The organism is Mycolicibacter longobardus (genome assembly GCF_002102265.1).
Lineage (GTDB): Bacteria > Actinomycetota > Actinomycetes > Mycobacteriales > Mycobacteriaceae > Mycobacterium > Mycobacterium longobardum.
This window is the reverse complement of sequence record NZ_LQPG01000011.1, coordinates 182,826-209,482: the sequence shown is the minus strand read 5'-3', so window position 1 is coordinate 209,482 and position 26,657 is coordinate 182,826. Positions and strand designations below refer to the sequence as shown.

At 62.3% G+C, this 26,657-nt stretch carries 22 protein-coding genes and 3 pseudogenes; 12 read left to right on the top strand and 13 right to left on the bottom strand.

Annotation, left to right across the window (positions count from 1 at the left end; all coding sequences use genetic code 11):
• Nucleotides 1-70: 70 nt before the first annotated feature.
• The 3 genes from AWC16_RS07105 to AWC16_RS07095 form a co-directional block, all read right to left on the bottom strand.
• Entirely contained in the window at nt 71-1,273 is a 1,203-nt protein-coding gene (locus AWC16_RS07105; RefSeq protein WP_012394828.1) for an NAD(P)/FAD-dependent oxidoreductase, read from the bottom strand.
• Nucleotides 1,270-2,610, bottom strand: a complete 1,341-nt coding sequence (locus AWC16_RS07100; protein WP_046188902.1) for a cytochrome P450 — start codon at nt 2,608-2,610, stop codon at nt 1,270-1,272. The genes AWC16_RS07105 and AWC16_RS07100 overlap by 4 nt, the downstream gene beginning before the upstream one ends.
• 71 nt (nt 2,611-2,681) lie before the next feature.
• Nucleotides 2,682-3,002: a 2Fe-2S iron-sulfur cluster-binding protein gene (locus AWC16_RS07095; protein WP_012394830.1), complete on the bottom strand. Its 321-nt coding sequence runs from the start codon at nt 3,000-3,002 to the stop codon at nt 2,682-2,684.
• Nucleotides 3,003-3,164: 162 nt separating this feature from the next.
• Between AWC16_RS07095 and AWC16_RS07090 the strand changes: the two genes are divergently transcribed.
• On the top strand, nt 3,165-4,130 hold the full coding sequence (locus tag AWC16_RS07090; RefSeq protein WP_046188922.1) for a helix-turn-helix transcriptional regulator: 966 nt from the start codon (nt 3,165-3,167) through the stop codon (nt 4,128-4,130).
• A gap of 69 nt (nt 4,131-4,199) precedes the next feature.
• Here AWC16_RS07090 and AWC16_RS24985 read toward each other — a convergent pair.
• The 5 genes and pseudogenes from AWC16_RS24985 to AWC16_RS07065 form a co-directional block, all read right to left on the bottom strand.
• Nucleotides 4,200-4,625, bottom strand: a pseudogene (locus tag AWC16_RS24985) (IS1380 family transposase); the annotation flags it as partial.
• Between the two features lie 147 nt (nt 4,626-4,772).
• Nucleotides 4,773-5,351: a TetR/AcrR family transcriptional regulator gene (locus AWC16_RS07080; protein ID WP_172827193.1), complete on the bottom strand. Its 579-nt coding sequence runs from the start codon at nt 5,349-5,351 to the stop codon at nt 4,773-4,775.
• Between the two features lie 92 nt (nt 5,352-5,443).
• The gene (locus AWC16_RS07075; protein ID WP_012394833.1) at nt 5,444-6,355 is read right to left on the bottom strand and encodes an alpha/beta fold hydrolase; all 912 of its coding nucleotides are present in this window, start codon (nt 6,353-6,355) and stop codon (nt 5,444-5,446) included.
• Nucleotides 6,355-6,792 carry a PaaI family thioesterase gene (locus AWC16_RS07070; protein WP_041325313.1) on the bottom strand — a complete coding sequence of 146 codons (438 nt, stop codon included), beginning with the start codon at nt 6,790-6,792 and terminating at the stop codon, nt 6,355-6,357. The genes AWC16_RS07075 and AWC16_RS07070 overlap by 1 nt, the downstream gene beginning before the upstream one ends.
• 53 nt (nt 6,793-6,845) lie before the next feature.
• Nucleotides 6,846-7,370, bottom strand: coding sequence for a TetR/AcrR family transcriptional regulator (locus tag AWC16_RS07065; protein WP_008256180.1), 525 nt, complete (start codon nt 7,368-7,370; stop codon nt 6,846-6,848).
• 275 nt (nt 7,371-7,645) lie between these two features.
• Between AWC16_RS07065 and AWC16_RS07060 the strand changes: the two are divergent.
• From AWC16_RS07060 to AWC16_RS07015, 9 genes and pseudogenes are all read left to right on the top strand, one after another.
• Nucleotides 7,646-8,014: pseudogene (locus AWC16_RS07060) on the top strand (hypothetical protein); the annotation flags it as partial.
• Nucleotides 8,011-9,183, top strand: a complete 1,173-nt coding sequence (locus AWC16_RS07055) for a zinc-dependent alcohol dehydrogenase (protein ID WP_012394837.1) — start codon at nt 8,011-8,013, stop codon at nt 9,181-9,183. The pseudogene AWC16_RS07060 and the gene AWC16_RS07055, both read left to right, overlap by 4 nt.
• Nucleotides 9,146-9,724: a carboxymuconolactone decarboxylase family protein gene (locus AWC16_RS07050; protein ID WP_012394838.1), complete on the top strand. Its 579-nt coding sequence runs from the start codon at nt 9,146-9,148 to the stop codon at nt 9,722-9,724. The genes AWC16_RS07055 and AWC16_RS07050 overlap by 38 nt, the downstream gene beginning before the upstream one ends.
• 486 nt (nt 9,725-10,210) lie before the next feature.
• Nucleotides 10,211-10,665: pseudogene (locus AWC16_RS24980) on the top strand (type II toxin-antitoxin system Phd/YefM family antitoxin).
• 3 nt (nt 10,666-10,668) lie between these two features.
• Nucleotides 10,669-11,103, top strand: coding sequence for a type II toxin-antitoxin system VapC family toxin (locus tag AWC16_RS07035; RefSeq protein ID WP_012394840.1), 435 nt, complete (start codon nt 10,669-10,671; stop codon nt 11,101-11,103).
• 746 nt (nt 11,104-11,849) lie between these two features.
• Nucleotides 11,850-12,695 carry a hypothetical protein gene (locus AWC16_RS24640; protein WP_234812160.1) on the top strand — a complete coding sequence of 282 codons (846 nt, stop codon included), beginning with the start codon at nt 11,850-11,852 and terminating at the stop codon, nt 12,693-12,695.
• Nucleotides 12,692-13,435, top strand: coding sequence for a hypothetical protein (locus AWC16_RS07025; protein ID WP_085264061.1), 744 nt, complete (start codon nt 12,692-12,694; stop codon nt 13,433-13,435). The genes AWC16_RS24640 and AWC16_RS07025 overlap by 4 nt, the downstream gene beginning before the upstream one ends.
• Nucleotides 13,436-13,548: 113 nt before the next feature.
• Nucleotides 13,549-19,896: a hypothetical protein gene (locus tag AWC16_RS07020; RefSeq protein ID WP_085264060.1), complete on the top strand. Its 6,348-nt coding sequence runs from the start codon at nt 13,549-13,551 to the stop codon at nt 19,894-19,896.
• Nucleotides 19,886-20,593 (top strand): hypothetical protein, encoded by a 708-nt coding sequence (locus AWC16_RS07015; protein ID WP_234812159.1) that lies wholly within the window; start codon nt 19,886-19,888, stop codon nt 20,591-20,593. The genes AWC16_RS07020 and AWC16_RS07015 overlap by 11 nt, the downstream gene beginning before the upstream one ends.
• 266 nt (nt 20,594-20,859) lie before the next feature.
• Here the strand turns inward: AWC16_RS07015 and AWC16_RS07010 are convergent, their stop codons facing one another.
• Together AWC16_RS07010 and AWC16_RS07005 are read right to left on the bottom strand one after the other, a co-directional pair.
• Entirely contained in the window at nt 20,860-21,969 is a 1,110-nt protein-coding gene (locus AWC16_RS07010) for a hypothetical protein (protein ID WP_133055919.1), read from the bottom strand.
• 264 nt (nt 21,970-22,233) lie between these two features.
• Complete coding sequence (locus AWC16_RS07005; protein WP_133055918.1) at nt 22,234-22,686, bottom strand: hypothetical protein; 453 nt, start codon at nt 22,684-22,686, stop codon at nt 22,234-22,236.
• 386 nt (nt 22,687-23,072) lie between these two features.
• Between AWC16_RS07005 and AWC16_RS07000 the strand changes: the two genes are divergently transcribed.
• A complete protein-coding gene (locus AWC16_RS07000; RefSeq protein ID WP_085264056.1) occupies nt 23,073-23,750 on the top strand; it encodes a phosphoribosyltransferase in 678 nt (225 codons plus the stop codon).
• Here the strand turns inward: AWC16_RS07000 and AWC16_RS06995 are convergent, their stop codons facing one another.
• Entirely contained in the window at nt 23,751-24,104 is a 354-nt protein-coding gene (locus tag AWC16_RS06995) for a hypothetical protein (RefSeq protein WP_085264055.1), read from the bottom strand.
• Nucleotides 24,105-24,169: 65 nt separating this feature from the next.
• The gene (gene wag31, locus AWC16_RS06990; protein ID WP_085264054.1) at nt 24,170-24,976 is read right to left on the bottom strand and encodes a DivIVA-like cell division protein Wag31; all 807 of its coding nucleotides are present in this window, start codon (nt 24,974-24,976) and stop codon (nt 24,170-24,172) included.
• A gap of 537 nt (nt 24,977-25,513) precedes the next feature.
• Here wag31 and AWC16_RS06985 point away from each other — a divergent pair.
• Nucleotides 25,514-26,290: a DUF2249 domain-containing protein gene (locus AWC16_RS06985; protein ID WP_085264053.1), complete on the top strand. Its 777-nt coding sequence runs from the start codon at nt 25,514-25,516 to the stop codon at nt 26,288-26,290.
• Between the two features lie 31 nt (nt 26,291-26,321).
• Here AWC16_RS06985 and AWC16_RS06980 read toward each other — a convergent pair whose 3' ends face one another.
• Nucleotides 26,322-26,612 carry a YggT family protein gene (locus AWC16_RS06980; protein WP_085264052.1) on the bottom strand — a complete coding sequence of 97 codons (291 nt, stop codon included), beginning with the start codon at nt 26,610-26,612 and terminating at the stop codon, nt 26,322-26,324.
• Nucleotides 26,613-26,657 lie beyond the last annotated feature (45 nt).

Below are 26,657 nucleotides of genomic sequence, written 5' to 3'. Positions count from 1 at the left end.
TGAAGTACCTCTCCAAGACACGCGTCGCATCCGCCGTCGTCGTTCCCACCGCCTACGCACCGCCGGCACCTCAGTCCGAGCCGGCGAGCACCAGTTCGGCCCGTTCGACGGCGACTTGCTGCGTGATGACCCGCTTGCTGAACATGAAGTCGCGGGGACGGTTGATGCAGTCGGCGGCAAGAAGCTCGCCGGCACGGAGGTAGAAGCAGGTGAAGTCGCGCTCCCGGGTCGGGTCGCCGCTGAGGACGACCTCGTCGTACCCGGTGTTGAGACCGGCGATCTGGAGCTTGAGGTCGTATTGATCTGACCAGAACCATGGAAGGGCCGCTATCTTCTTGGACTTCCCACAGACGGTCGCGGCGGCGACCTTGGCCTGCTCGGCCGCGCTCGGCACGGACTCCAGGCGGATGCGACGGCCGTAACGGGCCATGTCGTGGCTGGCGCAGTCCCCGGCGGCCACGATGTCGGGGTCGCTAGTCCGGGCCTGATCGTCGATCACGACGCCGTTGTCGACGACCAGGCCCGCGGTGGCGGCGAGCTCGGTGTTCGGCTCCACGCCGATGCCGACAATGACGAGGTCGGCGGGAATTGATTCGCCACCGGCCAGGATTACTTCGCGGACCCTGCCGTCGCCGGACAGAGCCTCGACCAGCGTGCCCGTCCGGATGTTGACGCCCTCCTCCCGGTGGATCCGGTCGAAGAACTCCGATACCTCCGGGGCGGTGACCCGTTCAAGGACGCGCCCGGTCGCCTCGAGCAGGGTGACCTCCAGACCCAGTGCACGCAACGAGGCGGCTGTCTCCAGTCCGATGTAGCCGCCGCCGACGATCACCGCCCGACGCCCGGGGCCGGCGGCCTCTCGGATCATCTCGCCGTCCGCGGCGGTGCGTAGGTAGAAGACTCCGGCCAGGTCCGCTCCCGGGGTGGGGAGCCGACGAGGCCGGGCGCCAGTGCACAGCGCGAGCTTGTCGTAGGGCAGTGCGTCGCCGGTACTCAGCACGACATGACCAGCCGAGCGGTCGACCGCCGCCACCGTCGCATCCAGGAGTCGGATCCGCTGCTTGGCGTAGAAATCCGAGTTGCGGATCGCGAGTTCGGCCAGTTCGCATTTGTCGGCCAGGTACGACTTGGACAGCGGGGGCCGCTGGTAGGGCAACGCCGACTCATCGCCGACGAGGACGATTTCGCCGTCCCACCCTTCTCGGCGAAGACTGGCGGCGAGCTGGGTGCCCGCGTGGCTGGCCCCCGCGATGACCGCTCGCTGCACGGTCATGCGCCACCTTTCGGGGTGAGGCGGACCATCAGCTTACTGATCCCCCTCACGAAGTTGGACTGCACGTACTCGGGCTCACCGACGACCTCGATGTTCTCGAACCGCGGAAGCAGCTCCTCCCACAGGATCCGCAACTGCATCTCGGCCAGCCGGTTACCCATACAGCGGTGCACGCCGAAACCGAAGGAGATGTGGTTACGGGCGTTGGCCCGATCGATAATCAGGTCATCGGGCCGATCGAACACGCGCTCGTCGCGGTTGCCCGAGGCGTACCACATCAGGACCTTGTCGCCCTTGCGGATGAACTGCCCGTTGAGCACAGTGTCGGCCTTGGCGATCCGGCGCATATGCGCGAGCGGGGTTTGCCACCGGATGATCTCCGAGACCATGTTGGGGATCAGCTCGGGGTTCGCCTTCAGCTTCTCAAACTGGTCAGGGAACTCGTTCAGCGCCAGAACACCACCGCTCATGGAATTGCGGGTCGTATCGTTGCCACCCACGATCAGCAATACCAAGTTGCCCAAGAACTCCATCGGGCGATCGATCAGGTCCTTGGTGCTCTCGTCGCTCTGCAACATGGTGATCAGATCGAAGCCGGGCAGCTCTCCGGCAGCTGTCCGGGCTGCCTTGTCCCGCCAGTGAGCGCTGAGACCTCTAGCCATATCGACCATGCCGCGAAATATCTCGTCGTTGTCCGAGGGCCCACCGTTGGCTTGCTCCATGGAGGTGGCGAGATCGGACCATTGGACGAGCTTGCGCCGCTGCTCGAACGGGAAGTCCAGCAGCGTGGCCAGCATGCGCGCGGTTAGCTCGATCGAGACGTGCTGCACCCAGTTGAACGGTTCGCCAAGCGGCAGAGCGTCGAGCACGTCTACCACCCGCTCGCGGATGAGGCCCTCCATCTCACGCAGGTTCTTCGGTGCGACCACACCCTGGACAGCCTGCCGTTGCCGGTCGTGTTTTGGGGGGTCCATCGCGATGAACATCGCAATGTCGAGGAAGCGCGGCGGGCTCCCGATGACGATGAACGGCTCGGAGGAGAAGACCTCGTGGTTCTTGTCGACGGCCACGATGTCGGCATGCCGCGTCACCGACCAGAACGGGCCGAACGCGCTGTGGGCCTGATAGTGCACGGGAGCCTCGTTGCGTAGGCGCTCGTAATAGGACTTCCAGCGACCCTGACGATAGAGGAAAGGATTGCTAAGGTCGATGTCGGTCAGTTCAACCTCGTCAGCCGGCGGGATCGGTCGCTCGATGAAGATTTTTTCACCGTTGGTGCCGGTGACCCAGCGCCGCGTTCTGTCGTAGAGGTGGGCGCCCTGGATTATTCGGTCCATCGGAATTGTTGCCTGAGCCTTGGCAGTGACTGCCTCGCGAATATTGCTCACGTCTCACCTCTCTTTCGTCATCACAGTTGGAACTCGGGCAGATGGACGATCAAACCGTCCCACGCCTCAGAGACCTGCATCTGGCAGGACAGCCGGGAGGTCGGCTGACGCTCGGGGTTCATCGCGAGCATCTCCTCTTCATTGGCCCCGGAGAGGCCGACCCGATCGGACCATTGCGGATCGACGATCACATGGCAGGTGCCGCACGCGGCTTCGCCTCCGCAGTCGCCGTCGATGCCGGGCACCGCATTGTTGGTCGCGACCCGCATCAGTGACTGACCTTCCTCGAGAGGCGCCTCATACTTCTCGCCGCCGTGGGAGACAAATGTGACAACTGCCATAGCCAGGCTCCTTGCGTGTCCTCAGTTACTTGACACAAGTCTTGCGCCAGATGAGCGCTGCGGCTATGTTCGCCGGAGTCAGAAACTTGTGATTTCGGCTCAAAGGGGCCATGGTCAGTGAACCCCAATGACGCGGGTGTGCCCCCACTCGCATTCGTGCAAATGCTCGAGAGCCCGGCGTTTGACCCAGACGCCGTCGCGCGGCTTCGCAACATCATGGCTCGCGAAGGAACCGACGAGGCGACGCTGATTCAGCGTGATATCCAGGCCCCGTTACGGTGGTTTCGTGAGGCGTACCCCGGTCTAGACATCGATCAGGCAACGCTGCTCGGATTTGCGTTAGCCGAACAGGCACAGTTGACGTCCTTCGGCCCGCTGAGTGTTCCGCTGGTCAGCGCGGGCTCAGTGGCCGAGATCGTAGAGCTGCTGACTTATCTGCCGTTGATCACGACGGCTGTCAAAGCACAGTTTCATCCAGATGACCAAGGCCTCACCGTCGGGCTCTGGGGACACACCAGCGATCGTGCCCTGGACTGCCTCGCCGTCACGTACGCCGGGTTGGCGTTGTTGCGACTGCTGGACATGCTCGTCCGTGCGGCGCCGACCCTCACACTCCACTTGAGTTGGCCAGCGCCCGCCGCCTTGAAAGATCGCGAGGACGACCTTACCGCCGGGCGCCTGTTCTTCGACGCTCCGATGTCCTTCCTCCATGTTCCCGCGGACACGCTCAACGAGGTGTGCCGGTTCTCCGATCCCGTCGCATACCGACTCGCCATCGTCGATCTGCAGCGAACTCTCGACCAGCGGAGCGAAACCACGTCGTTCTCGGAGAAGGTGAGACGGCTGCTGCAGAAGGAGCCCGGACGCCGAAGTAAACATTGGTTCGCACATGAGCTGTCGATGTCCACCAGCACACTCAAGCGGCGCCTCTCCGAAGAGGAGACCACCTTTCGCGAGTTGCGCCAAGCATTCCTGCGCGAGCGCGCGATGCTGCAGCTACTCGACCGATCCCTATCGGTGAGTGAGATCGCCACGGATCTCGGATACAGCGACCTCGCCAACTTCTCACACGCCTTCAAGCGATGGACCGGCCGCTCTCCGAGCGAGTTTCGGCTCTCACCACATTGAGCTGTCCCGGCGGGTCCGGAGATCCCGACCTTTGCGGCGTCTTTCTGCAGCGTCGCCTCTCCCCGGGTGTTCGATGAAGGCCCGAGCCTGCGCGCCGGGCAGCAGATTCACCCGGTCACACAAGCCGGCCAGATGCTCGGCCAGCACCGAATCCAATTGGCGGGCATAACCGAAAGTGAACTCCCGCAACAGCGTTCCCATCGTTGACGGGGGATACACCCGGCGGAAAAAGGGTTTTTATGCCGCCAGCGCGGACCAGGTCGACATCATCGATGTAATCCGCGCCCGCGTACATGCTCGCGATCAGGGTGGCCAGTTTCGGAGCCGGATTGGCCGACCTCGACTTGACCCTGGGAGCTGCGATGTGAATCTTGTTGGCCAACAACTCCGATAGGCCTGCCTGCTCAGCCAGCGCCATCACCGGCACCAGGCCCGCGCACGACACCAGATGTCCTCATCGAACACATCGGACCGCGGGGTGAACGTGTGGGACACTCGCGCCGGAAGTGCCGTTCTCGAACTGGACCGATTGTTGCCTGAACAATATCAATCTTCCCAGCTCAGAACGCACTTTCCTTATCCCGACACCCCGACAAACAGTCCATTGTCAGTGGATCGAGGCTAAGACCGCTCAAGTCACAGCTATCTATAGCCAACGCCGAGGTAGCGGAGCGCCACCCGCGAGATCCGCGCACCCGTGGTGGCGATGTCCGCGGAGGGAAGGACGACGTGACTCACGGTGAGCCGCACCAGAACGTCTGCGACCTCCTCGACGTCTTCGGAGTCGAGATCGGCGAAGTGGTCGTGAAACCACGCGACCAAAGCCGCGGAGGAGAGCTGGAGCAGGGACGCCGATGTCGGCAGGAGAGGAAGAACGCCCGTCGTCGGCGCACCGGCGCGATCATCCCCTGAGTGGCTGGACGTCAGCACCGACTTCAGGAGCGGACTGGCTTCTGCTTCACGCAGGGTGAACCGCACCGCTGCGGTGATGCCGCCCTGAACGTCGCCGGTGTGTTCGGCGAGGATGGCGTGGATACCCTCCAGGAAGCGCTGACCCTCGGCCACCACGAGCGCGTCACCAAGTCCCTGCTTATCGCCGAACTCCTTGTATAGCGTCGGTCGGGAGACGCCGACAAGTTCGGCGACCTCACTCACTCGGACTTGTTCCCAGCCCTTCTCAATGGTGAGTTCCCGTGTCGCCCTCAAGACCTGCTCGCGGATATGTCGGCGAAACGACATCCGCGCCGAATCAGTTGGCATACGAGCAGAATAGGTGGCGAACTGGGATCTCCCGCGCAGCCCGACGACTGGCGTCAAACGGTACGGTCGAGAAAGTCGACGACCGCCGTCGAGAATGCGTCGTTGTTGTCGCCAGCAACCATGTGGCCCGCGCCCGACACGTCAACGGTTTGCGCGTGGGGAACCAAGGTGAGGAAATCCTTCACTGTCTCTTCGGAGACTATGTCCGACAGCAGGCCGCGGACCAGCAGCGCCGGCGCGGACACCTGTCGCGCGCCATCGACAAGGAATGCGCTCATCATCTCGAACTCCTCTGCGCCGTCGTCTGAATCACTCTGCAGGAACTGAAAATTCGACGTCGCAAACGCCGGATCCCATCGCCAGGCCCAGCGACCGTCTCCACGTCGGCGGAGGACTTTTTGAAGGCCGTCGACGTTTTCGGGGCGAGGGCGGTGCGGGTTGTAGGCGGCGATCACGTCAGCGGCCGACTCTAGGCTGTCGAAACCTTCGGGATGGGCCGACATGAACGATAGGACTCGGCGGGCGCCGTGCATCTGCATTCGCGGAGTGATGTCAACCAGGACGACGGCCTGCCATAGCTCCGATGGGGCGAGCAAGTGCGTGCCGAGGATGGTCAAACCGCCCAACGATGCCCCGATCGCGGCAACTGGGCGGGCGGAGCCGGCGTACGCGCGCACGGCCAACAGGTCGGACCCCAGCCGTTCGATGTCATAGCGTCCGTCTGGATCCCAGTCGCTGTCACCATGTCCCCTTGCGTCGTAGGCGGCAACGGTGTAGCCCCGCTGATGCAATCGTTGGGCGGTGACATCCCAGGCGTGCCGGCTCTGACCACCGCCGTGAAGGAGCAACACGACCGCCCGCGGTCCGTCACAGCGGTAGAAGTCGACCGCCAGCGAGAGCCCATCCACCGTGGGCACGCGCTCGACGACAGGAGCGGACGAATCATGTGCTCTGTTTGCAGACATCAAGAGATGGCCTTCGGTGCGACGACGGTGACGGTGCCCTGCGCCGCACACACCGCTCTGCCGTCGTTGCAGATGTCGATACGTGCCACACCGCTGGTTCTGCCCAGCGAGATGATCTCAGCCGTGGCTACACAGGTTCCGCTGGAGACTGGACGAAGCAAATTCAGTTTGAACTCCGTCGTCGCGACCCAGGATCCCATCGGAATCACGGGATAAAACACCACTCCAAGGCAATGGTCGACCATGGCCGACAAGCAGCCGCCATGCAAGTTGCCGAAAGGCGTCTTCAGGTCGTCGCGTGCGTCCATCTCCGCGACGAGCCGTCCAGCAGTGAATTCAGTGTGCCGGAAGCCGAGGTAACCGGCCAGCCCGCCCGTGGTTTCTGCTGCGCTCTGCAGTTGTTCAGCGACCTGCTGGTTGAACGCGGTGAACTGCACAGACATGTCCGGCCTCCTACCTCAGCTGTGGTTGAGACATTACGCCTTGTCTGTCACATCGGTCGACAATGGTCGCTCGCCAGGATTGCGGGAAGGAGAAACCTTGAAAGAAATGTCCGGAGCCCGTCACGACTGCGCTCCCGCGGTCCTCGAACAGTCAGCAGGCTCAGTATCGTGCGGAGAACCCACTCGGCGGCGTCGTCGACGGAGACGCCCGGTTCTACGTAACTCCAGTGTCTCCTGAAGATGGGACGGAGAAACTCGGTGACGAGTTCGAAGAGTGACGTCGAGGTCCCCGCCGCGAGGCCAACGCCGGCGAGTTCCTCGTCGCTGCCGAACAACAATCCGATGATCTCTTCGCGGCGCGCGGCCTCAACTGTGTATTCCACGAAATCGACGAGAGCGGAGCCCAGATCGGTGTGCTCCGCGATCCGGGGGTTGATGCGATCGAGATAGCGCTCGGCGGCGCGAATGATGACGCCCGACATCACCGCCTCCCGATTAGGGAAGTAGCGATACACCGTTGCCCTGGAGACACCCGCTGTTCTGCCGATGTCCTCCATGGTCGTGCCTACCACGCCGCAACTCTCTAGGCACCGCTCGGCAGCATCTAGCAATCGGTCGCGAGCGGAATCACGATCTGACGGCGCGGCGGCACCCCATCGCACCAACTTCGTCGACACAACAGCCAGTATGCCGCGGGCGCACACCATTGTGGCTTGACTGCAGATATGACACCATCGCATTCGTGTCTCACAACAGCCCGTGGCCCTGAGCGAGTGATCGATTGTCGGTAGAAGCGCGTACTCCGGTGGCGGTCGGCGTAGGCGAAGTCACCCATCGCGGGGACGACGTCGTCACCGGCCTCGGTTGGTATTCGACGAAACATTCGGTCGGTGTGTGGTCGGCCACCCCTCCACCAACCGGGTGGCGACTGATCGACACGGCAGACGAACAAACTCCGATCGATTCATCGCGGCTGGCCGTCGCAGGCGTCGACGAGGCGACCGGTCGCGCGACAGTGGACGGGTACACGGTCGAATACGACCGAGACGGGCGACCTCGATGGACACCGACCATCGCGCACCTGTCCGACGGGCGAAGAGTCGTCGCACGCAGCGACGATCCGCAGATTGCCGAGGCGATGGCGGGCGAGATGTACGTTGGCAGAACGGTTTGCCTCCGAAACACAGGGTCGTCCACGGGATTCGAGCTTCCATGATCGCCGAGGCCATGGTGTTGACCGGACCGCGGAATCTGGAGCGGCGCCAGATGACCATCCCCGACGTCGGTGACCGCGGTGCGATCCTGCGAGTTGAAGCATGTGGTCTATGCGGTACAGATCACGAACAATTCACCGGACACCTGCCTGCCGGCTTCTCATTCGTTCCAGGTCACGAAATCGTCGGCATCGTCGAACATGTCGGCAATGCGGCCAGCGAACGCTGGTGCGTCCGGGCCGGCCAGCGCGTGGCCGTCGAGGTGTTCCGGTCCTGCCGAGACTGCCCGGAGTGTCGCCGCGGCGAATACCGGCGATGTGCGGTGAACGGCATCGCCACCATGTTCGGGTTCGTCGACGTGGAGATCGGCGCCGGGTTATGGGGCGGATACGCCACCCATGTGGAGCTTCCGTGGGACGCGATGCTACTCCCGATTGCCGAAGACATGGACCCCGTTCTCGCCACGTTGTTCAACCCTCTCGGGGCCGGTATCCAATGGGGGAAAACTCTTCCCGACACCAAGGCGGGGGGTATCGTAGCGATACTGGGACCGGGCATCCGCGGGATCTGCGCGGCGGTGGCGGCGAAAGAGGCGGGAGCCGCTTTCGTCGCGATGACCGGCATCGGTCCACGCGACGATCAGCGACTGGCCATAGCCAGATCATTCGGTGTCGACCTGCCCATCGACGTATCGCAGGACGATGCAGTGACAGCGCTCCAGCGTGAGACAGGCGGACAGCTTGCCGACGTGGTCATCGATGTCACCGCCAAAGCACCCTCCGCGTTCGCCGACGCCGTCGCCCTTGCCAGGCCTGGCGGCAGGGTCGTGGTTGCTGGCACCCGCGGCGGAGGCGGCGCGCCCGGCTTTGAACCAGACACGCTGGTGTATAAGGAATTACACATCGCCGGTGCACTCGGCGTGGAGTATCCCGCCTACCGGGCAGCCCTCGAGATTCTGGCCACGCGCCGCTGGCCGTTCGACCGGATCACAAGAGAATCAACCGGATTCGCTGGTCTCGCGCCGCTGCTCAGTTCGCTTGCAGATGAAAATGCCAAATCGAGTGCGGCCCTGCACAACGTCTTCGTGCCCACGCCCTCACAGCATGCGGAGCTTCAACAGAGGAAGGTCACACGTGACGAGAACGGAACGCGTACCGATGCTCGACCTTGAGCAGGCCCGGCTGCGGGCTGCCGAGTGTGGGCTGCCCGCAGAGATGGCAGAACTGTCAGTATTTCGCGTGGCACTTCACCAGCCGAGCCTCGCAGTGGCCCTGTACGGAATGCTTGAGGCGCTGCTATTTAACGGTGTGCTCGACGCCCGGCTACGCGAATTGATCATCATGCGCATCGGCTGGGTAACGGGGTCGGTATATGAGTGGACACAGCATTGGCGAATCGCGACGCTGCTCGGTGTGGCTTCGGATGACCTTCTGGCGGTGCGTGACTGGCAGAGTTCCAATCGTCTGGGCCATGCCGAGCGTGCGGTCCTGGCGGCGACCGATGATGTGGTACGTGACGGGGTCATTGCCGAGGAAAACTGGGCCGCGTGCCACAAGGCATTCAATGGCGATCACGCGGTTTTGGTCGAACTTGTCGGAGCGATCGCCAATTGGCGGCTCTTTTCGATCCTGCTTCGATCCTTGAATATTCCGCTTGAGTCGGGTACCGACTCCTGGCCGCCCGATGGGCGAGCCCCTCGACGTGACGATTGAGTAAAAACGGTTGTTCAGCAATCGCACCCAAGTTGAAGCTCGGTTACCCCTTATGTTCCTAGTCAGTTGTGGGCTATTGAATTTCAAACGGGTAGTTGTGATTTCGGTCTCTTAGCCACGGTCTCGGGGTAATGCCACCAACTGGACATGTGGAGCCAACTGTTCTGGGACGCCTACACCAGCTTGAAGCACGCTCCGTCATACGAATACGATCCAAGGGATGTCGAGGTTCTTCGCGACTCAGGCCAACTGTTACTACTGGGAGAGTCGTTCAATCGGGTCGCTGGCAACAGAACGCCAATGAAGGCGATCGTCGGCAGTCACCGCACACAGCACCTCACGCAGAGAATTCAAGAGCCCGCTGCTGCAAGCTAGACCCGGCGTCCGACACCGAGGCGCTGCCGTCTTCATACAGCTGACCACGAACGCCAGCCGCGCCGAAGTCCCACCGGGGACGGCAAACACCTTCCGCCGCAACACCTTCGGATGCAGCTTGGACGGAAGGCCACCAGCCACCATAATATCGACCGTCTCGGCGTCGCCAGCACCGCGGACGAATCGGTGTACCGGCCCGTTGCCACCTCGCCTCCGGCTTGCGCGGGTCAATCTCTCAGGTCGTCGTTGCCACACTCAGAAGTGACATGTACAAATCACGGTTCAGCGAGTGTACAGTTCACGGTGTGGAGGTATCCGTGACCGAGTTGCGCGCGCACCTTAGCGATTGGCTCGATCGAGTTCGGGCTGGTGATGAGGTCGTCATCACCGACCGCGGGATTCCGGTCGCGCGACTCGCTGCGCTGGACAGCGCAGGCACCTTGGAGCGTCTCACGGCCGAAGGCGTGATTGCCAGGGCCACCGCGCAGCGGCCCGTCGCTGCGGGACGGTCCCGGCCCCGACCGCGGCGGCCGGTGTCTGACCAGGTCAGCGACCAGCGGCGCTGACCGGTGCCGCTCGTCTACTTCGACGCCAGCGCCTTCGTTAAACTTCTCACCACCGAGACAGGAAGCTCGCTGGCATCCGCGCTGTGGGACGGCTGCGACGCCGCATTGTCCAGCCGCCTGGCCTACCCCGAAGTCCGCGCCGCACTCGCTGCAGCAGCCCGCAATCACGACCTAACCGAATCCGAGCTCGCCGACGCCGAGCGTGACTGGGAGGACTTCTGGGCCGCCACCCGCCCAATCGAACTCACCGCCACGGTTGAACAGCACGCCGGCCGCCTCGCCCGCGCCCATGCCTTGCGCGAAGCCGACGCTGTCCATCTGGCCAGCGCGTTGGCAGTCGGCGAACCCGGCCTGATCGTCGCCGTTTGGGACCGACGCCTGCACGCCGGAGCCCAAGCCGCCGGGTGCCGACTCGCCCCCGCCCAACTCGACCCCTAATCCGACCGCTCGACGTCAGAGGTGGGTCGACCCCGGCATGGATGACGATCAGGTACCGATTCGCCAGGTCAGAACCCGTGTCGTAAGTGGCCAAGTCCCCCCTCGGACACAATTTAGGTTAGCTAAGCAATTCGCAAGGTGCGCCATGTAACTCGTCGTAGCCCTCAACCCGCACCAGGGGCCACACAGACGCCCAGCAGTTACGTTTTCGACGGCGCCGGCCTTCTCGCCATTGAGGAACTCGACCACGTAACGAGGTGTCTTCTTGCGCTGATCAACCGCAACGACCCGTACCCGCTCCGACGGGGCGAACTCACTCAGGCGGTCAGACGGGACTAACTACGCCACAGTCTGAGATTCTGGCGGAGCGTAAAGGACGTGACCCTGAACCACCCCGGCTTTGACCCCGGTGATATGGCCAGGCCAGTGATCGTTCCAAGGGATTCGCCTACCAAGGCTATGGAACGATCCGATCCCGACATGTCGAACGGGTCGGCGGACCCGTCACCGACTGTACGGGCCCGCAACCAAAGCGATGAATTATACCAAATGCTAGATGTATCGTCAAACAAGCAAACTAAGACTTTTGCCAAATAGCTTGTTTGACGAAGATCATTTGATACTGTATCTCAGTGAGATCAACCTCGGTTCCCGCGCGACTAGCCGACGCAGGTGTCCCTGTCGTAGCGGGTGACGCTCACAGCGTCACCTACCGCCTCGGAGATCACACAGTTACAGCGGAGTTCTTGGTCACCGAACGCCTCGCGTCACCAGCACCGGTACGTGAGCATCTTCGCCACCATCCCCGCCACCGACTTCTGGTCATCTGCGAAACCATCGCAGACGAGGCTCGCACTGCGCTCCTAGACGAGGGCGCAGTCGATCTCAGCATCGGCGATACCGGTGAACTAGTGCTTTCCGGGAAGGTCTACCGAAACCCCAAAGCGGGTCATCAACTTCGCGCAGTAAGCCAGCGCCGGCGACGGCGACACGCCGCGGAGCGTGTCTGCGTGCTGACGCGCGAACACCTGCGCCAGCGCGACATCGCCACGGCGGTCGGAATAAGTCAGCAGGCCGTATCCCAGATGGCCGAGAAAGATCCCCTGCCGAAGACCCCCATGCCCGAAGATGCCAGACGTGAGTGCCTTGCTGCACTCGCGTCGATCCCCGCCGACGACGGACTTGTCGAAACCTACTGGTACGGCATGGAACCGGTAGTACAGCAGGTCCGCAGCGCCATCAAACTCGGTCACGAGCTGACAGTGCGGATCCTCGCCGGCGGCGAAGTCGCCGCGGATGCGCTGCGGCCCTGGCGGATACCGACCCGAGGCCTCGTCTACTCCGAGGAATTGATCGATCTGTCCGTCTCTGACTTGGTGGAGTCCACCGCCGACGAAGCGACGTTGACGCTACGGGTTCCGGCCGACCCGACCGTCTGGACGACCGCGGCCTGGTGGCATCAAACCTGCGAAGGCGAACACTTCGACCTGCCGACCGTGGACCCGATAGTGGTACTCAAAGACCTCACTGCTGGCGCAGACCTTGGTGACGGCGCCCCGGACCGGCTCGCTAACTGGATCGCGGCCAGATGACCGCACCGGTATCGGTCGTCCTGGCATGCACCGCGGCAGCCGACGACCACGGCATGCTTGCCCTTCGCGACGTGGCCACGGCGGCCGGCGACCGCGAGTACCTCATCATCGGCGGTCACATGGTCAGGCTCCTGCGCCACATCTACAACGTGCCGGGCACGCCTCGGTTGACCTCGGACGCCGACACCGGAATCGACGTCAATGTGGCTTCCGAAGGCGAATTTCACGACCAGTTCACCCACCTCGGATACACCCCCGAGTCGAGCAACCGCTACGTACGCGGCGATCAGGCAATCGACCTCCTAGTCCCGACCGAGGCAAAACCGGGTGTGTGCTACATCGGCGAGCGGGCGTTCGACGGGGCGCCGGGGCTGCGTTTGGCGCTGGCGTCAAGCCCAATCCGCGTGGCAGTGACCGCCCGGCTAACCAACGGCGACACCATCGGGTTTGAGATACCCGTCCCCGACGTCGAAGCCGCGTTCGTACTGAAAATGCTGGCACGCACAGTCCGCGCCGTCGAGCACGACCTCCAGGACATCGGGACCCTACTAGAGATAGTCGCGACCCAGCCCGAATACCTCGCTGCGGAATGGCACATGGACGATCCCAAGACGACCCGGCGTGGCGAGCGTGGCGATGCGGCACGCGTGGCCGCCCGGATGATCGCCAGCCCACCGACCATGGTGCCAGCCCGCATACGTGCCCTGCTACGGCGCCACGTCGCCCTGCCATCCCGCTGACCCCCACAACCAACGTCTGCTGCGCAAGCGCGACTACGCCGAGTCCGGACTCGGGCCGGCATCCGGCGCGTCCTCATCCCGTCAACGGCAACTAGCGGGTTTACTTGCGCCCAATGGAACTGCTTGACCCTGTGCGCCCAAGCCGCGACGGCGATCAATTCCACTATGTCTGGGCCGCGCGGCACTCGTTGAAACTCCTGGAGCCGAACGGCGACTTGGTGATGATCGTCGTCGAGGGATCTTCCGACAACGACACTCGCAAGAGACGCGGTGAGCAGGTAATCGACCTCGCGGAGTATTACGGCTCGTCGGAGCTTGCCACAGCCAAGCGGGTGGTCTACCGCCAGTTCAAGCACACGACGCTTCAAGAGAACAGTCCGTGGACTGCGTCGTGGTTCAAGAAGACTCTGCTCGGCTTCGCCGAGCGATACAAAGAGCTTCTCGATGAGCACCCGGATTCAGTCGAGCGCGTCACCTTCACGCTCACTACCAACCGTCCGGCAGTGCCGGACGTGCATACAGCGCTGGCCATACTCGGACACGGGGTGCGCGACGCGGAGCCCAACGCCAAACGAGCCGCCACTAACCTCCGAAAGTGGCTGCGTACGGTCATTACGGACAAACAAATCGCATCATTCGTTCGACAGGTAGCGATTGAGGACAGCACACCCAACCTCCAGCTACTGCGCGAGCAATTCGAGAATCACCTTGCTGGCCTGTTGCCAGGCGCACCCACGAATGACCACATTCTCCTCAAGGAGATGATCGCGATTCGCGCGACATCTCTGCACTCAGCGAACCCGCGCGTTCTGCGCCGTGACGTACTGGCCGCACTGAGGGTCACCGAAGAACAACTCATGCCAGCACAGAACATGATCGTTATGCCGGATTCCATGATCGTGACTCATCAAGACGAACTGTTGGCCGAGATGATCGCACGTCCAACCTCGTCACCCGTCATCGTGCACGCGGCAGGTGGCGTAGGGAAAAGCATGTTTGCGCAACAGTTGGGCAGTCGCATGCCGGCAGGCTCCACGTCTGTGGTGTATGACTGCTTCGGCAACGGAACGTATCGTCGGCCGAGCAGTCCACGCCATGAAGACCGACAGGGGCTCATACAGATTTGTAACGAGTTGGCGGCTAAGGGCCTATGCGAACAAGTCATTCCATCTGCATCGGCTCATTCCTCCGACTACTTCCGCACGTTTAATCGCAGAATCGACGACGCTTGCACCTTCTTGCGTGCAGCCCACGATGAGGCACTGCTCGTTGTTGTCGTCGATGCAGCAGACAACGCGTGCCTTGCGGCGCGAGATCTAGAAGCCAAATCTTTTGTCCCCAAACTACTTCGAGAGTCACTACCTGGGAATTGTCGCCTGGTTATCCTCTGCAGAACTGAGCGGCTGGGCCTGTTGGAGCCTCCTCCCAACGCACTCACGATCGAACTCAAAGGGTTTGACGAATCCGAATCGATGCAACATCTGGCAACCCGCTTCCCAGATGTCAGCTCCGAAGATGGAGCTGAGTTCCACCGAGTGTCCGGCGGAAATCCACGTGGTCAAGCCGACGCCATGGAATCCAAAACATCTGCGCACGAAGTCCTCCAATATTTCGGGGGTCGCGAGCAATCCAGCGAGCAAATCATCGATCAATCAATCCGGACTGCGATTGAAAACGCCAAAGACGCCCATCGCGATGCACCGAGAGATGTCGATCGCATGTGCGAATGTATGGCAGCTCTCCGGCCAATGATTCCAATCAGGGTGCTGGCGTCTGTCGCTGGCGTACCGGAGTCGTTGGTAACCGACCTCAGGCGACCGCTTGTCATTGATGGCGGCGCGGTGCAGTTTCGCGATGAACCGACCGAGACCTGGTTTCAGAAGCACTACAAGCCAACAGGTGCAGCTCTCACCGATTTCCTTGGTCGAGTCATGCAACTGGCGGGACAAGACCCGTACGTCGCAACGTCGCTGCCGGACCTGCTACTCGATGCCGGCCGCATTGACGATCTTGTCCAGCTCGCGCTGTCAGAAACCAAACCTGAAGGGCTCTTCGCCGTGTCCTCGCCCCGCGAGGAAGACTTGGAGCGATATGAGATTGCTCAACATACTGTGCAGTTGGCGCTTAAGGGGGCCCTGCGTGCACGGATGAATGCTCCGGCCGGGCGCTTGGCTCTGAAGGCCGGGAATCTCGCAGCGGGACACGGCCGACGGCTAGAGCTTATCCGCCAAAATCCGGACCTCGCAGCCGAGTTTCTCGAACCGAGTCTCCTTGAACACCTCATCGCGACTCGAGCATTAGCGGGCAAGTGGCCCGGATCCGATCTCGTCATCGAAGCATCTTTACTGTCCAAAGCGTCGGGCCAGCAAGCGCTCGCGCGCAACCGCCTCCGCAGTGCGGTGGAATGGACCGAAGCATGGGTTGACCGTTCGGTCCTTGCCGACGAAGAAAGCCACGTTCGAATTTCAGACATTGCCGAACTCGCTTGGGCCTACATCAATACTGACGGTCCCCAGGCTTGTGCCGCGTTCCTTGCACGATGGACGCCACGAACCATCGGGTTCGATGCAGGGATCGTCGTGGCACGTCGCTTGGCCAACGTCGGACGTCTTGATGACTTGCAAGAGCTAGCGAGCGGATCAAAGCCGCTCAAGTATCTCCAACTTGCTGTAGCACAAGCGAGCTGGGAATCTGACATCGCTTTGTCGACGCCGACTGTTCGACGGATCGTCACGATGTTGAAACGACACAAGCACGCAATCGATCTCAGCGAGGATCGCTCAGACTATTTGAGCCCGACCCCTGGCTTAGATGGCATCTGGTGGATTGTTGCGCTCGGGACAAGACTCAACCTGCTGGAAAAAGCAGAGGGTATACGTATCCTCGATCTGTACCTACCCGAGAACATAGGTGTCACCACAAGCTCGTGGTATCGCGGAAAAACAGTGTCCGCACTGCGCGGTTTCGCCATACGATCGCGCCTCGAAGAACGGGATCTTGACGCGGATACGGTCGCCGGTCCCGACATCCAACGTGCGAAAGAGAAGCCGCACAGAGACTCTCAGTCGCTACGTGAATACCGGCAAAACGTTGTTCCACTCTGCAAGTGGTTGGATTTGTGGTCCTCAGTCGCTCTCGGGCTCAGCGTCGACGTGGCAACGTCCTACCAAACACTCGCGGCCAACACGATGCGCACTTACTCGGACTATGAGACTCCCAGGCTGCTCATAAACGCTTCAGCTCGGATCGCGGTGCGAGTTCTTGCAGATCCGTCAGCTCCTCAGGCTTCGGCAGAACTCGCGGCATGGTGCGCCGAGAACGTGCGTTTCCTGTCCCGCTCGACACTCACAGAGGTTATTCGAATCGCGGCAGCAAATCCCGAGTTGCATAGCCTAGCGATCGCACTCACACAGACTCTGCGAGCGAGCATCGAACGTGCTCGTGAGGAATCATCTACCCTCTGCGACGACCTCGTGGCGCTTGCGCGGGCAACGTACAACTTTGATTATCGCGAGTGCCGCCATCACTTTCAGCATGCGGTAGAGACCACCGAACGGGCAGGTGACGATCTGCACGTCCGATGGCGGACGCTGATGAAACTCGCCGAATCCGCCGCTCGACTCGGATCAAGTGGCCCCCGCGCATTCCGGCTGCTACACATTGCAGAGAGTGTGCGCTCTTATCAAGACGAAATCGATCTGGTTGAGCCGATGACCGTGGCGGGCCTGCTCAATCCATGTCAAGCGCTTGCGATGGCATCCCGGTGGCGAGATCGCCGAGCCGCAACCCTCGCAGAAATTGGTAACGCTTTCACGAAGTCTAATGGCCCCCTTCGTGATTGGCCTCTTTCATCCATCGCACTGACTGCTTTCGACGAAGAAGCGCATACGTCGACGCTGTTGATTCAGGCACTCACGAAGCATCCCGCGCAGGGACGACGGATCCTTGAGGCATTGGGAGGTTTAGAGCGATCGACAAGATGCACTGCTGCGTTCTACGCGGAACTTGACGCTGTCGCGGAGGAGATCAGTCTCGATTTGACCGGGACCATCTACGACCCTGACGAAAGGAACGTCGTTAGTGCGCGGGAAGCATCAGGCGGCTATGAGACTTCCCGATCCTGGATGGATCCCAAGGATGGGAGAGAGACCGCGCTGAACGCGCTGAAGAAACTTGACTTCGATACGCCGACAGGTTGGGACGCGGCGTTTGCATACGTGCGCGACCGAGATACGCCGGTATACAACGACGACATCATCGAACTTGCGACTGCAGTTCAACCTTCACGTCTCTCAAATGTCGTCGCCGCGTTCCATGCCAGCACCCAGTTCAACCTGTTCGACTGTAAAAAGCTGCTCTCGGTCCTCGACGCGCGCCCCAGCCTCCCTAACGGCGTTCGCGACGAGGTGATCACACTCAGCGGTGTGGCGGTCAAGAGGTTCGCCCGCCAAATCGCCTGTATTGAGTACGACCAGCTTGCGCCACTGGCAGCCTCCACAGGAATTCCAGCAATTGAACTAATGGGCGCAGCGATCCAGGGAGTCGGCAACGTACCTGAACGCCTTGAATCGGGTGAGTGTTACGCACTGGCAATCCATCTCGCAGCACGTCTGGATGCCGCAGACCTAAATGCGATGTACGACGACTGCGCCGAGTTGTTCACCGACATCGCTCTAAGAGACGATGGCGATGGCGACACCCCGGCCCAGATTCAGGACAACGTCCCAATCGCTGTAGCCAGCTTTATTTGGGCAGCTTTAGGCGATCCATCGGTGGCCATCCGCTGGCGTGCCGCACACGCGGCTCGGTGGTTATTTGAGTCGGGTGCGGCGGAGGAAGTATCAGCGTTGCGGGAGATCGCTGAGGCGCATCGGGCCGTGGATGGTTTTGTGGATTCTCGCTTAGTCTTCTATGAGAAGCACGCTCGGCAGTGGTTGTTGTTCGCGATCGAAGGCGCGGCATGCACCTCCAATGGGCGAACGACGGTGTCGACCTTCGAGGGATTCTTGCGTTCCGTCGTCTTCCTTGAATCTCCTCACGTGGTAATGCAGCGCACAGCCAAGAAGGTCCTCATCGCGTTGGCACAAAGTCATTCAATCCAGCTGTCGGAGGACGAAATTCGCTACATTGGCACGCTTGGCGAGCCGATTAGTACTCGGCGGGTGGACCCGGCCTCACGGCACGAACTGAGGGCTATAACGCTGTCAGACCTCCTGTCCGTTGACGGCCGCGGCGAGTTTCCCGATGCGAAGCATGCTTGTTTCAGTAATGAAGATGAATTAGAAGACTTCCTTGGAGACAATGACTTCCGATTTTATATGGACTACACAGACTACTGGTGCGACCCGCTCGCAGACGCTTTCGGACTCCATAAAGACGTAGTAGAGCACCTCGCAAACGACCTGTTGGTAGGCGTATGGCAGGTTTCGAGTCGCGGAGGATTCGAAGAGGACACTCGTCATGTTCTTGGCCTGTATCCCTCGGGCACCTCGACCTATAAAGCCGACTGGCCTGAAAACGACGACCTTGACTTCTATCTGTCGATCCACGCCCTCTATGAGATCGCCGGACGGCTCGTAGCGTGCCTGCCGACCGTACGTATTTATGACGATGGCGATGATGGGTGGGCCAGTTTTTTGCAGCATCACATACCGACTCGCTCGGACGGTCGTTGGCTCTCGGATCGTCGTGATGCTGGTCCTGCGGTGGAGTCCATCGGTGACTACGACAGAGGAAGTCGCGACTCCAAGTTCGATGAATGGGTGTACCAGATCAGCCGGCGTGACTTCGACGCCCACTTCGAACCTGGTGTCGGATGGCCGACGGTATGGGGTCGACGCACATCTTTGAGCCGCACGCGATCGGAGTACACCAACGTAACCAGCGCGCTCATAAACCCTCAGACAGCTGAGTCTCTACTGCGCGCACTTCGTTTGGCACCGTCAGTCACGCCGCTCCGTATACCTGATGCGCAAGACCATGATTGGTCGGATACTGGGTTGTTCAAGCTGAGCGGGTGGATCGAAAGTGCCTGTCATACCAGGGGTCTAGATGCGCATGATCCCTATTCAGGCGACGTTTCATTTCCACCAGCACGTCCCGCCCAGGCAGTCGTAAATTCCATGCATCTGAGTTCGGATGCAGACCTGCGGCATTGGACGCGCCAGGGTGCAGACGTCCTTAGATCAACAGTATGGGACGACACGCGGCCCATTGGTCAGAATGAGAGAGCCGGAGCGTCGGGCGATGAACTCACCATCGATCCCGTGTTTCTGCGTGAACTTTTAAGGGCCGAGAAGATGTCGCTGCTGGTCGAAGTTGAGATCCGCCGGTACTCAAGCGCCGACCCGTCATTCCGACATCGACACGGCGATGACGAAGACAACGACCAGCGCGGTAATCCCGAGCCATCCGCGATGTACTACATCTACGGACAGGATGGTGAAGTACATGAACTCTGACGACGTTCTCTCGTTGGGAACGCGACTGGCTGCCGAACTGCGGGACCGCGACATACTTGGAAACTGGATGGCGCAATACCTTGCAGAGCTCTTGGCGAAGGTTGAAGGTTGCCCTCCCGAACATGAAGCGACCCTGAAGGCAGAGGTCTCCGAAGTGATCCTTCAAGTCTGGGCCCATCGCGGCCACCTCCCAGTCCATCGCTATCCATTTCAGAGCTTTGATGAGGTGTTTGCCGCACTGACTCGGCTCGAAGAGGCCTACAAACCGTGGGGACGACTAGGGATCTTCGATGGAACGAAGGCTCCGTCTGAGCACGAGACTGCAGACATCGGGGTGCTGGCCGGAGCATGCTCTGTTGATGGAGGCGCCTATCGAGTTGCGCGTTTGGCCGTGGCACTGGCTGCCACCTCCGCGACCGCACGAGAGGCAGAGTGGATCCGGCTCGGCCAGGATGTAGCTGACGACGAATACCAGCGGTCGCTCCGGCACCTTCGACGATTTGCCCGAATGCGTGCGGCGTCAGGCACCACCGAAGATGAAGATTGGGATGGGGAAGAAGACCCAACAGACGACGGCGGCGTTGACGACGATGAGATATCGGTGCTCCGCGACGAATTGGTCTCTGCGGTCGACAGTTTGGTACAGGCGCTCAATGACCTGAAGGCGAGCGCGGTCGCGATCACTCCGCATGCCTAGAACACTGCCCGCCGCATATGAGTCACGCCAAGAGCAGTGATCCTGTCGCCTGACCCCGATCGGCACGCTAGCTCTGCATGGTCCCAGTCCGACTCTGGCGTGTTCCCGATGAATGAAACCTACTGATCTATCCCCACCGTTCTATCCCCACCGTTTCGGAACAGTCGAGATGGAACAAACTCCGGGCCGCGGCGATCCAGGTGAGATCTGCTGGCCGGGCTATGACGGTCACGGAGCCGGGTCGATCGACTCACGGCGTGAAGTGATCACACGCCGTCGGCCGACGACCTGACCTTCCGAAAGGAGTTCGATCCCAAGTTTGGTGGCGATCCGCTGCTGCGCCACACCCCAGTGGGCGAGGTCTTTCGGGCTGATCTCCACCAAGTCCAGGTGGTCGGACTTGGCCAGGCGCGCTTACATCGGATCTTCTCGTCGTACTCGGCGTCGCCAGCCAGGCCGAAGTACTCCACGAATTTGCCATTTACCAGAAAGTCGGCCCGATAGTTGCTACCGGGATACGACGGCTCCCGCTCATGAGGTACGTCATGAAGGGCTAACCAGTCGTCAATCGTTTTCTCCCCGAGGGAGTGACAGACGTGGCCGTCAACGGCAAGCGCGCGATGTCCGCGTGCGGTCTTGTGGACGCCGCCATCGAGGATGCCTGCCGCGGTGAGTGCGGCGAGCCAGCTGCCGTGGGTGCGCTTGACCACTTCAGGAAATGGCCGATCCGCTGCAAGAAGTAGTAGCCGCGTCCGGGTTTCGCAGTCCCAGCCCAGGTACACGCCGCTTTCGTCGAAAAAATTCTGGGTAGGCACAGCGTCGGTGATCTGTGCCAGCCGCTGGATGTAGGTTTCAACGTCACGGGCGGTCATCCGGGGATCGTTGACGTCACCGCCGTAAGCCGCACTGCTGAAGCAGTCCTTACAGTAATCAACGATGTCGAGGCTGCCGAGGCGCCGGACCTGGCTCATCGGCACCTGATCCTCGTCGAAGCCGGTATCGCACAGTAGGCAGACTCGTTCCCGCGGCATCGGCATTGCGCGTTCCAGACCGACCCGTCGCGCACGGGCGATGCCGAAATACATCAACACGTTGTAGTAGGCGTAGTGGCGACACTTCGGGTCCTCCGCGGCCCATCGGTCAATGGTGGACTTGCCAACGACCGTGGCGACTGCGTCTGACAGCTGCCACGGATAGTGCCAGTGCCAGCGTCGGATCAGCTCACTGATCGCTTTGTCGCACGCAGGAGTCCACCACCGCAGAATGTGCGGATTGTCAGCCCAGGCATCAGGCACGCGTGGCCACGCCCGAGCACTCGGCGCATCGGGGCCGAACAAAACCGAGTCTTGTTCTTGCTGAACAGGATCGCTCGTCATCGTCTATGTCCGCCAAAATTACGATTGGCGCTGTCCAAGTCAGCGCGTCTTGCGTGCCCTGCCAATCATCGACGAACGTCTCGCGACACCGCCCCTGTCCTTCCGGGCCTCAGCCATGGTGATCCCGTCGACCCACAGACCGTACAGCCACGCCAGCACGCCGTCCCGCAAATTCCACGGGCAGTTGAGCTTGTTTATCCCTGGTCCCTCCCCAGCTCGCTCATGCAAGCCCCGGCGGCAGACGCATCCCTGCGGTATACCCAATCACCAGCAATCCCCCGCATGCGCCATGTGGCAGTCGGGGCACACGTGTGGTTCCCGGACTTTGACCGCGCCTGCCTTCGCTGGGCTCCCGACGGCGTATGGGCACTGCAATGGTTCTACCTTCAGATCGGGCAACCACTCGGCCTTGAACCGCGTCAGCTGCCCGAGCACGTACTGACGCAGCCCATCCGACATCTCGCCACGGAAGTGCAGCAGCGCGCGATACACGGCCTCGTCGTAGGTGGCCTGCGTCTCGTTGGCGGAGAACTCTCCGGCGAGTACCCGGTACACGGCGCGGCGACAGGACGCCACCTGATCGCGTCCAACATCCCGCTTCTCGGCGGCCTCGTCCACGGACAGCCCGTCTCGCTCCTCACGAAAGGTGTGGCCGAAGTGGCAGGAAGCGCGGCGGAGATAGTCGGCGATCTCGTCGCGGTGCGGGTTGATGGTCACGTTCGCAAGAGTCGCACAGGGCACCGACGCGGCGGGCAACAACAGGAAACGGCCCGCGGTTCGTCGTGGCCGTGTCGATTATCGGTGAGTCGATCGAGCGATGGCGACGGACACGACCCGGAATCAGCCCTGTTCCTGCTGTTGGCGCGAAGGTAGCTGTTGCACCAGGGACTCCCCAAAATTCGTAGTCGGGTAAATTCGCAGTCGGCCGCAAGTCAGCCTCGCATCACCGCCCCAGAAACTTGCTGGTCAACGACTTAACTCAAAGATCTCAACCCGTGTCGCAGGTGGCCAACTCCCCCCTCGGACACCGCGTGGAATGAATCGCTTCCACCTCACGAACACCCGTCATGGCCCGGCCCTACCGTCGTAGGCTCGATGGGGAGATGACTCGACCAGGCGCCTTTCTACGCCAGCCGGCGTCCCGCACGTTCCGAGACCGCCGCGACGCCGGCCGGGTGCTGGCCGGGCATCTGTCCGATTACCGCAACGCCGACGGTCTGCTGGTGCTGGGGCTGGCCCGGGGTGGCGTGCCGGTCGCCTGGGAGGTCGCCGCCGCCCTGCACGCACCGCTGGACGTGTTCCTGGTGCGCAAGCTCGGCGTGCCGCAGCAGCCCGAACTGGCGATGGGCGCGCTGGCCGGCGGGCAGGTGGTGATGAACGACCAGGTGATCACCGACCTGCGCATCAGCGACGAGGCCGTACAGGCCGTGATCGAACGTGAGACCGCCGAACTGCGTCGGCGCGAACGCGCCTACCGCGGGGATCGGCCGGCAGCTGTCCTACACGGCCAGGTGGTGATCTTGGTCGACGACGGCATCGCAACCGGGGCCAGCGTGCTGGCGGCCGTGCGAGCCGTTCAAGCGGCCGAGCCGGCGTCCATCGTCGTCGCGGTACCCGTGGGCCCGCTGTCGGCCTGCCGCAAGATCGCCCAGGAGGCCGACGACGTCGTCTGCGCCACGATGCCCGCCGCCTTCGATGCCGTCGGCCAGGCTTACCTCGATTTTCACCAGGTCAGCGACGATGAAGTCCGCGACCTTCTGGCCACGCCGACTACGGGCTGATCAGGGCTGATCTGCGGGGTGTACGGCGGACTCGTCGACGGGTTCATCGGTCGCCTCGGCGTCGAAACCCACCGCAGCATCGAATCCCACCGCTTCAGCGGCATCGGAGGTATCGGCGCTCTCGACCTCGGCAACGTCTGCATCGAGGTCCGCATCGACGGACTCCTCGGGGGCCTCGACCGCGCCCGCTGACACGTGTGCGCGCCGTTCCCGCAGCGCATCGACGATCAGCAGCAGCACACCCAGCAAGCTGGCGCCGATACAGACCCACGCCACCAGCGCATTGCTGGTGACCACGGCGAACACCAGCGCGGCAAGTCCTATTGCCGCCAACACCAACGCGATGATCAGCATCGATTCACCTCCAGCTCGACGGGCGAACTACTCGATTCCGCCGTGTTACCGCTCGATTCCGGCGCTCAGTTGGTGCCGCGGTTGAAGTGGTTGAAGCCGCCGCCGTCACCGGTTGCGCTGCTGTCGACCGGTGCGGCCGAGCCCCGTTGACCCAGCTCCTCAAGCTGCGATTCCAGGTAGGTCTTGAGCCGGGTGCGGTACTCCCGCTCGAACGTGCGCAACTGCTCCAGGCGGCCTTCCAGTACGGTGCGCTGCTGGTTGATGGTGCCCATGATCTCGGAATGCTTGCGCTCGGCATCGGCCTGCAGCGCGTCGGCCTTCTCCTGGGCCTGGCGCAGCTGGGTCTCCGAGCGGGTCTGCGCATCCGACAACATGGCATCGGCGCGCTGACGGGCTTCGGCGACGGTCGTCTCGGCGGTGTGCCGGGCCTCGCTGACGATCTGGTCCGCGTTGGCGCGGGCGTCGGCCATCAGTTTCTCGGACTCGGCCCGGGCCGTACCGGTCAACCGGTCGGCGGTGTCCTGGGCCAGGCTCAGCACCCGCGCCGCCTTGAGGTGTTGCTCCTCGGTGGACAAGTCGGGGGCCGCCTGCGGGGCGACGACCGGCTGCGGCGGCGCCACGGGTTCGGGGACGGGCTCGTAGACCGGGATCGAGCTGGTTGCCTGTGGGGCACCACCGGCGCGGGCCGCCGCCAGATCCTGATCGAGCTCGCTGACCCGCTGGCGGAGGTCGGCGTTCTCCTCGATGAGCCGCGTCAGCTCGGTTTCGACCAGGTCGAGGAACGCGTCGACCTCGTCTTCGTTGTAGCCGCGCTTCCCAATCGGCGGTTTGCTGAACGCGACGTTATGCACGTCTGCCGGTGTTAGTGGCATCGTCTGCCCCCTCGAGTCAGGTAGTAGGTAGCGCCGATCAGGCAAGGATGGTCGACCGGGAATACGCTAGCCGTGTTGTAACTGCCGTCCATCCTGTCACATCCGCCGCTGTGCTCGGCAATGAGAATGATATTAAGAGCGAATTTCAAATTGCTGCCACAGAAATCACGCTTTGGCAAACGCAGCCGATGAGCGCGATCATCGATCCTCGCCGGTGAGCGGTACCGTCAGGCCTCCACGGGGGGCTCGAAGCCACCGGATCAGGGATTTCTGCGACCGTCGACAGCTCCAGAGGGTTCCGCCCATCCGCCGCGGGCAGCAAAGCCGTTAGGTATCCGGCCCGCGAAACACGGCGTATTTCACTCCCGCACAAACGTGTCCCCAGCCGATCCCGGCGACGCTCCCGGGCGCCGGGTACCGGCCCGGCCGGCCACGCCGTATTATTCACAATGCCAACCTGTGAAAATTGGTGGCGGCCGGCCCGCGGGCCTGCGGAGGGTTGAGATCCATCGGGGACGAACCGGAAGGACACTCCGAATGACAACCAATGACGTGGTGGTGGCGACCAGCGCAGCGGACTCGGCGGCGGTCGATGACGTACGGTCGCGCTACGCCGAGCTACTGGGCCGCCAGGCCGCCCTGGGAGCGGCGGTGCTCGCCAGCATCGGCACGGCGGGCCCGGCGTTCGACGACGCCCACCGCGCGGTGCAGTCGTTCATCGATCAGGCGGTGCGGCCACAACTGCGCGCCGCGATGGAGTTGATCTATCCGGCCGCGGCCACCGTCGAGCGCTCGCGGCTGTTGGTCGAGGGCCTGCTCGGCGAGACCCAGCTGATCGAGCAGGCGGCGGCACGGATCGCCCGCGACAGCGACCGGGTGCAGATCGTCGCGCATGCCGAGGCGCTACGTGTGCTGTTGGAGGCGCTGCTGGGCAAGGTCGCCGACCTGCTGCTGCCCGCGCTCGCCGAAGCCAGCGGCATCTCGCTGGCCGAACTGGCCGCTCAACTGCCGCAGGTCGAGCACGACCGCGGTCCCGCGCAGCAACAGGGCCACAGCCACGGCGGTTGTGGCTGCGGCGAAGAGGACGACGAGGTGCCCGAGCTCGACGTGCGGGAGGTTCCGCACGCCATCCGGCATGCGACGGTGTTCGGCGCCTTCGACGCGGTTCCGGTGGGCGGATCGATGCTGCTGGTGGCGCCGCACGACCCGATCCCCCTGCTGCACCAGCTCGCCGAGCGCAGCGGTGGCCGACTGGCGGTCGGCTATGAGGAGCGCGGGCCCCATGCCTGGCGACTGCGGCTGACCCGGGTCTGAGGCCGACCCGGGCGCCTCAAGCGGGCGTGTTTCAGGCGGCGTGCTGTAGCGCCAGTTCCATTCCGACGAAGGCGATCAGCAGCAGCACCATGATCGACAGGTCGATGCGCACCGCACCGATGGTCAATTGCGGTATGAGGCGCCGCAGCAGCTTCACCGGTGGATCAGTGATGCTCATGATCAACTCCAGGATCACCACCGTGGCGCCCCGCGGGTGCCAGTCACGGCTGAATGAGCGGATGAACTCGATGACGATCCGGGCGATCAGCAGCAACCAGAAGAGAAACAGCGCGATACCGAGAATCGTGAAGAACAGCGCCAACGGAATGCGACCTTACTGACGAGGGTGTGCCCGCATCAGCATCGC

Bases quoted from the DNA above. Each gene is read 5' to 3' on its own strand.
- AWC16_RS07105 (WP_012394828.1), bottom strand. From the start codon at position 1,273: ATGACCGTGCAGCGAGCGGTCATCGCGGGGGCCAGCCACGCGGGCACC.
- AWC16_RS06995 (WP_085264055.1), bottom strand. From the start codon at position 24,104: ATGCTGATCATCGCGTTGGTGTTGGCGGCAATAGGACTTGCCGCGCTG.
- AWC16_RS07010 (WP_133055919.1), bottom strand. From the start codon at position 21,969: ATGACGAGCGATCCTGTTCAGCAAGAACAAGACTCGGTTTTGTTCGGC.
- AWC16_RS07015 (WP_234812159.1), top strand. From the start codon at position 19,886: ATGAACTCTGACGACGTTCTCTCGTTGGGAACGCGACTGGCTGCCGAA.
- AWC16_RS07095 (WP_012394830.1), bottom strand. From the start codon at position 3,002: ATGGCAGTTGTCACATTTGTCTCCCACGGCGGCGAGAAGTATGAGGCG.
- AWC16_RS07055 (WP_012394837.1), top strand. From the start codon at position 8,011: ATGATCGCCGAGGCCATGGTGTTGACCGGACCGCGGAATCTGGAGCGG.
- AWC16_RS07090 (WP_046188922.1), top strand. From the start codon at position 3,165: ATGCTCGAGAGCCCGGCGTTTGACCCAGACGCCGTCGCGCGGCTTCGC.
- AWC16_RS07020 (WP_085264060.1), top strand. From the start codon at position 13,549: ATGGAACTGCTTGACCCTGTGCGCCCAAGCCGCGACGGCGATCAATTC.
- AWC16_RS07025 (WP_085264061.1), top strand. From the start codon at position 12,692: ATGACCGCACCGGTATCGGTCGTCCTGGCATGCACCGCGGCAGCCGAC.
- AWC16_RS07000 (WP_085264056.1), top strand. From the start codon at position 23,073: ATGACTCGACCAGGCGCCTTTCTACGCCAGCCGGCGTCCCGCACGTTC.
- AWC16_RS07075 (WP_012394833.1), bottom strand. From the start codon at position 6,355: ATGTCTGCAAACAGAGCACATGATTCGTCCGCTCCTGTCGTCGAGCGC.
- AWC16_RS07100 (WP_046188902.1), bottom strand. From the start codon at position 2,610: ATGGACCGAATAATCCAGGGCGCCCACCTCTACGACAGAACGCGGCGC.
- AWC16_RS06985 (WP_085264053.1), top strand. From the start codon at position 25,514: ATGACAACCAATGACGTGGTGGTGGCGACCAGCGCAGCGGACTCGGCG.
- wag31 (WP_085264054.1), bottom strand. From the start codon at position 24,976: ATGCCACTAACACCGGCAGACGTGCATAACGTCGCGTTCAGCAAACCG.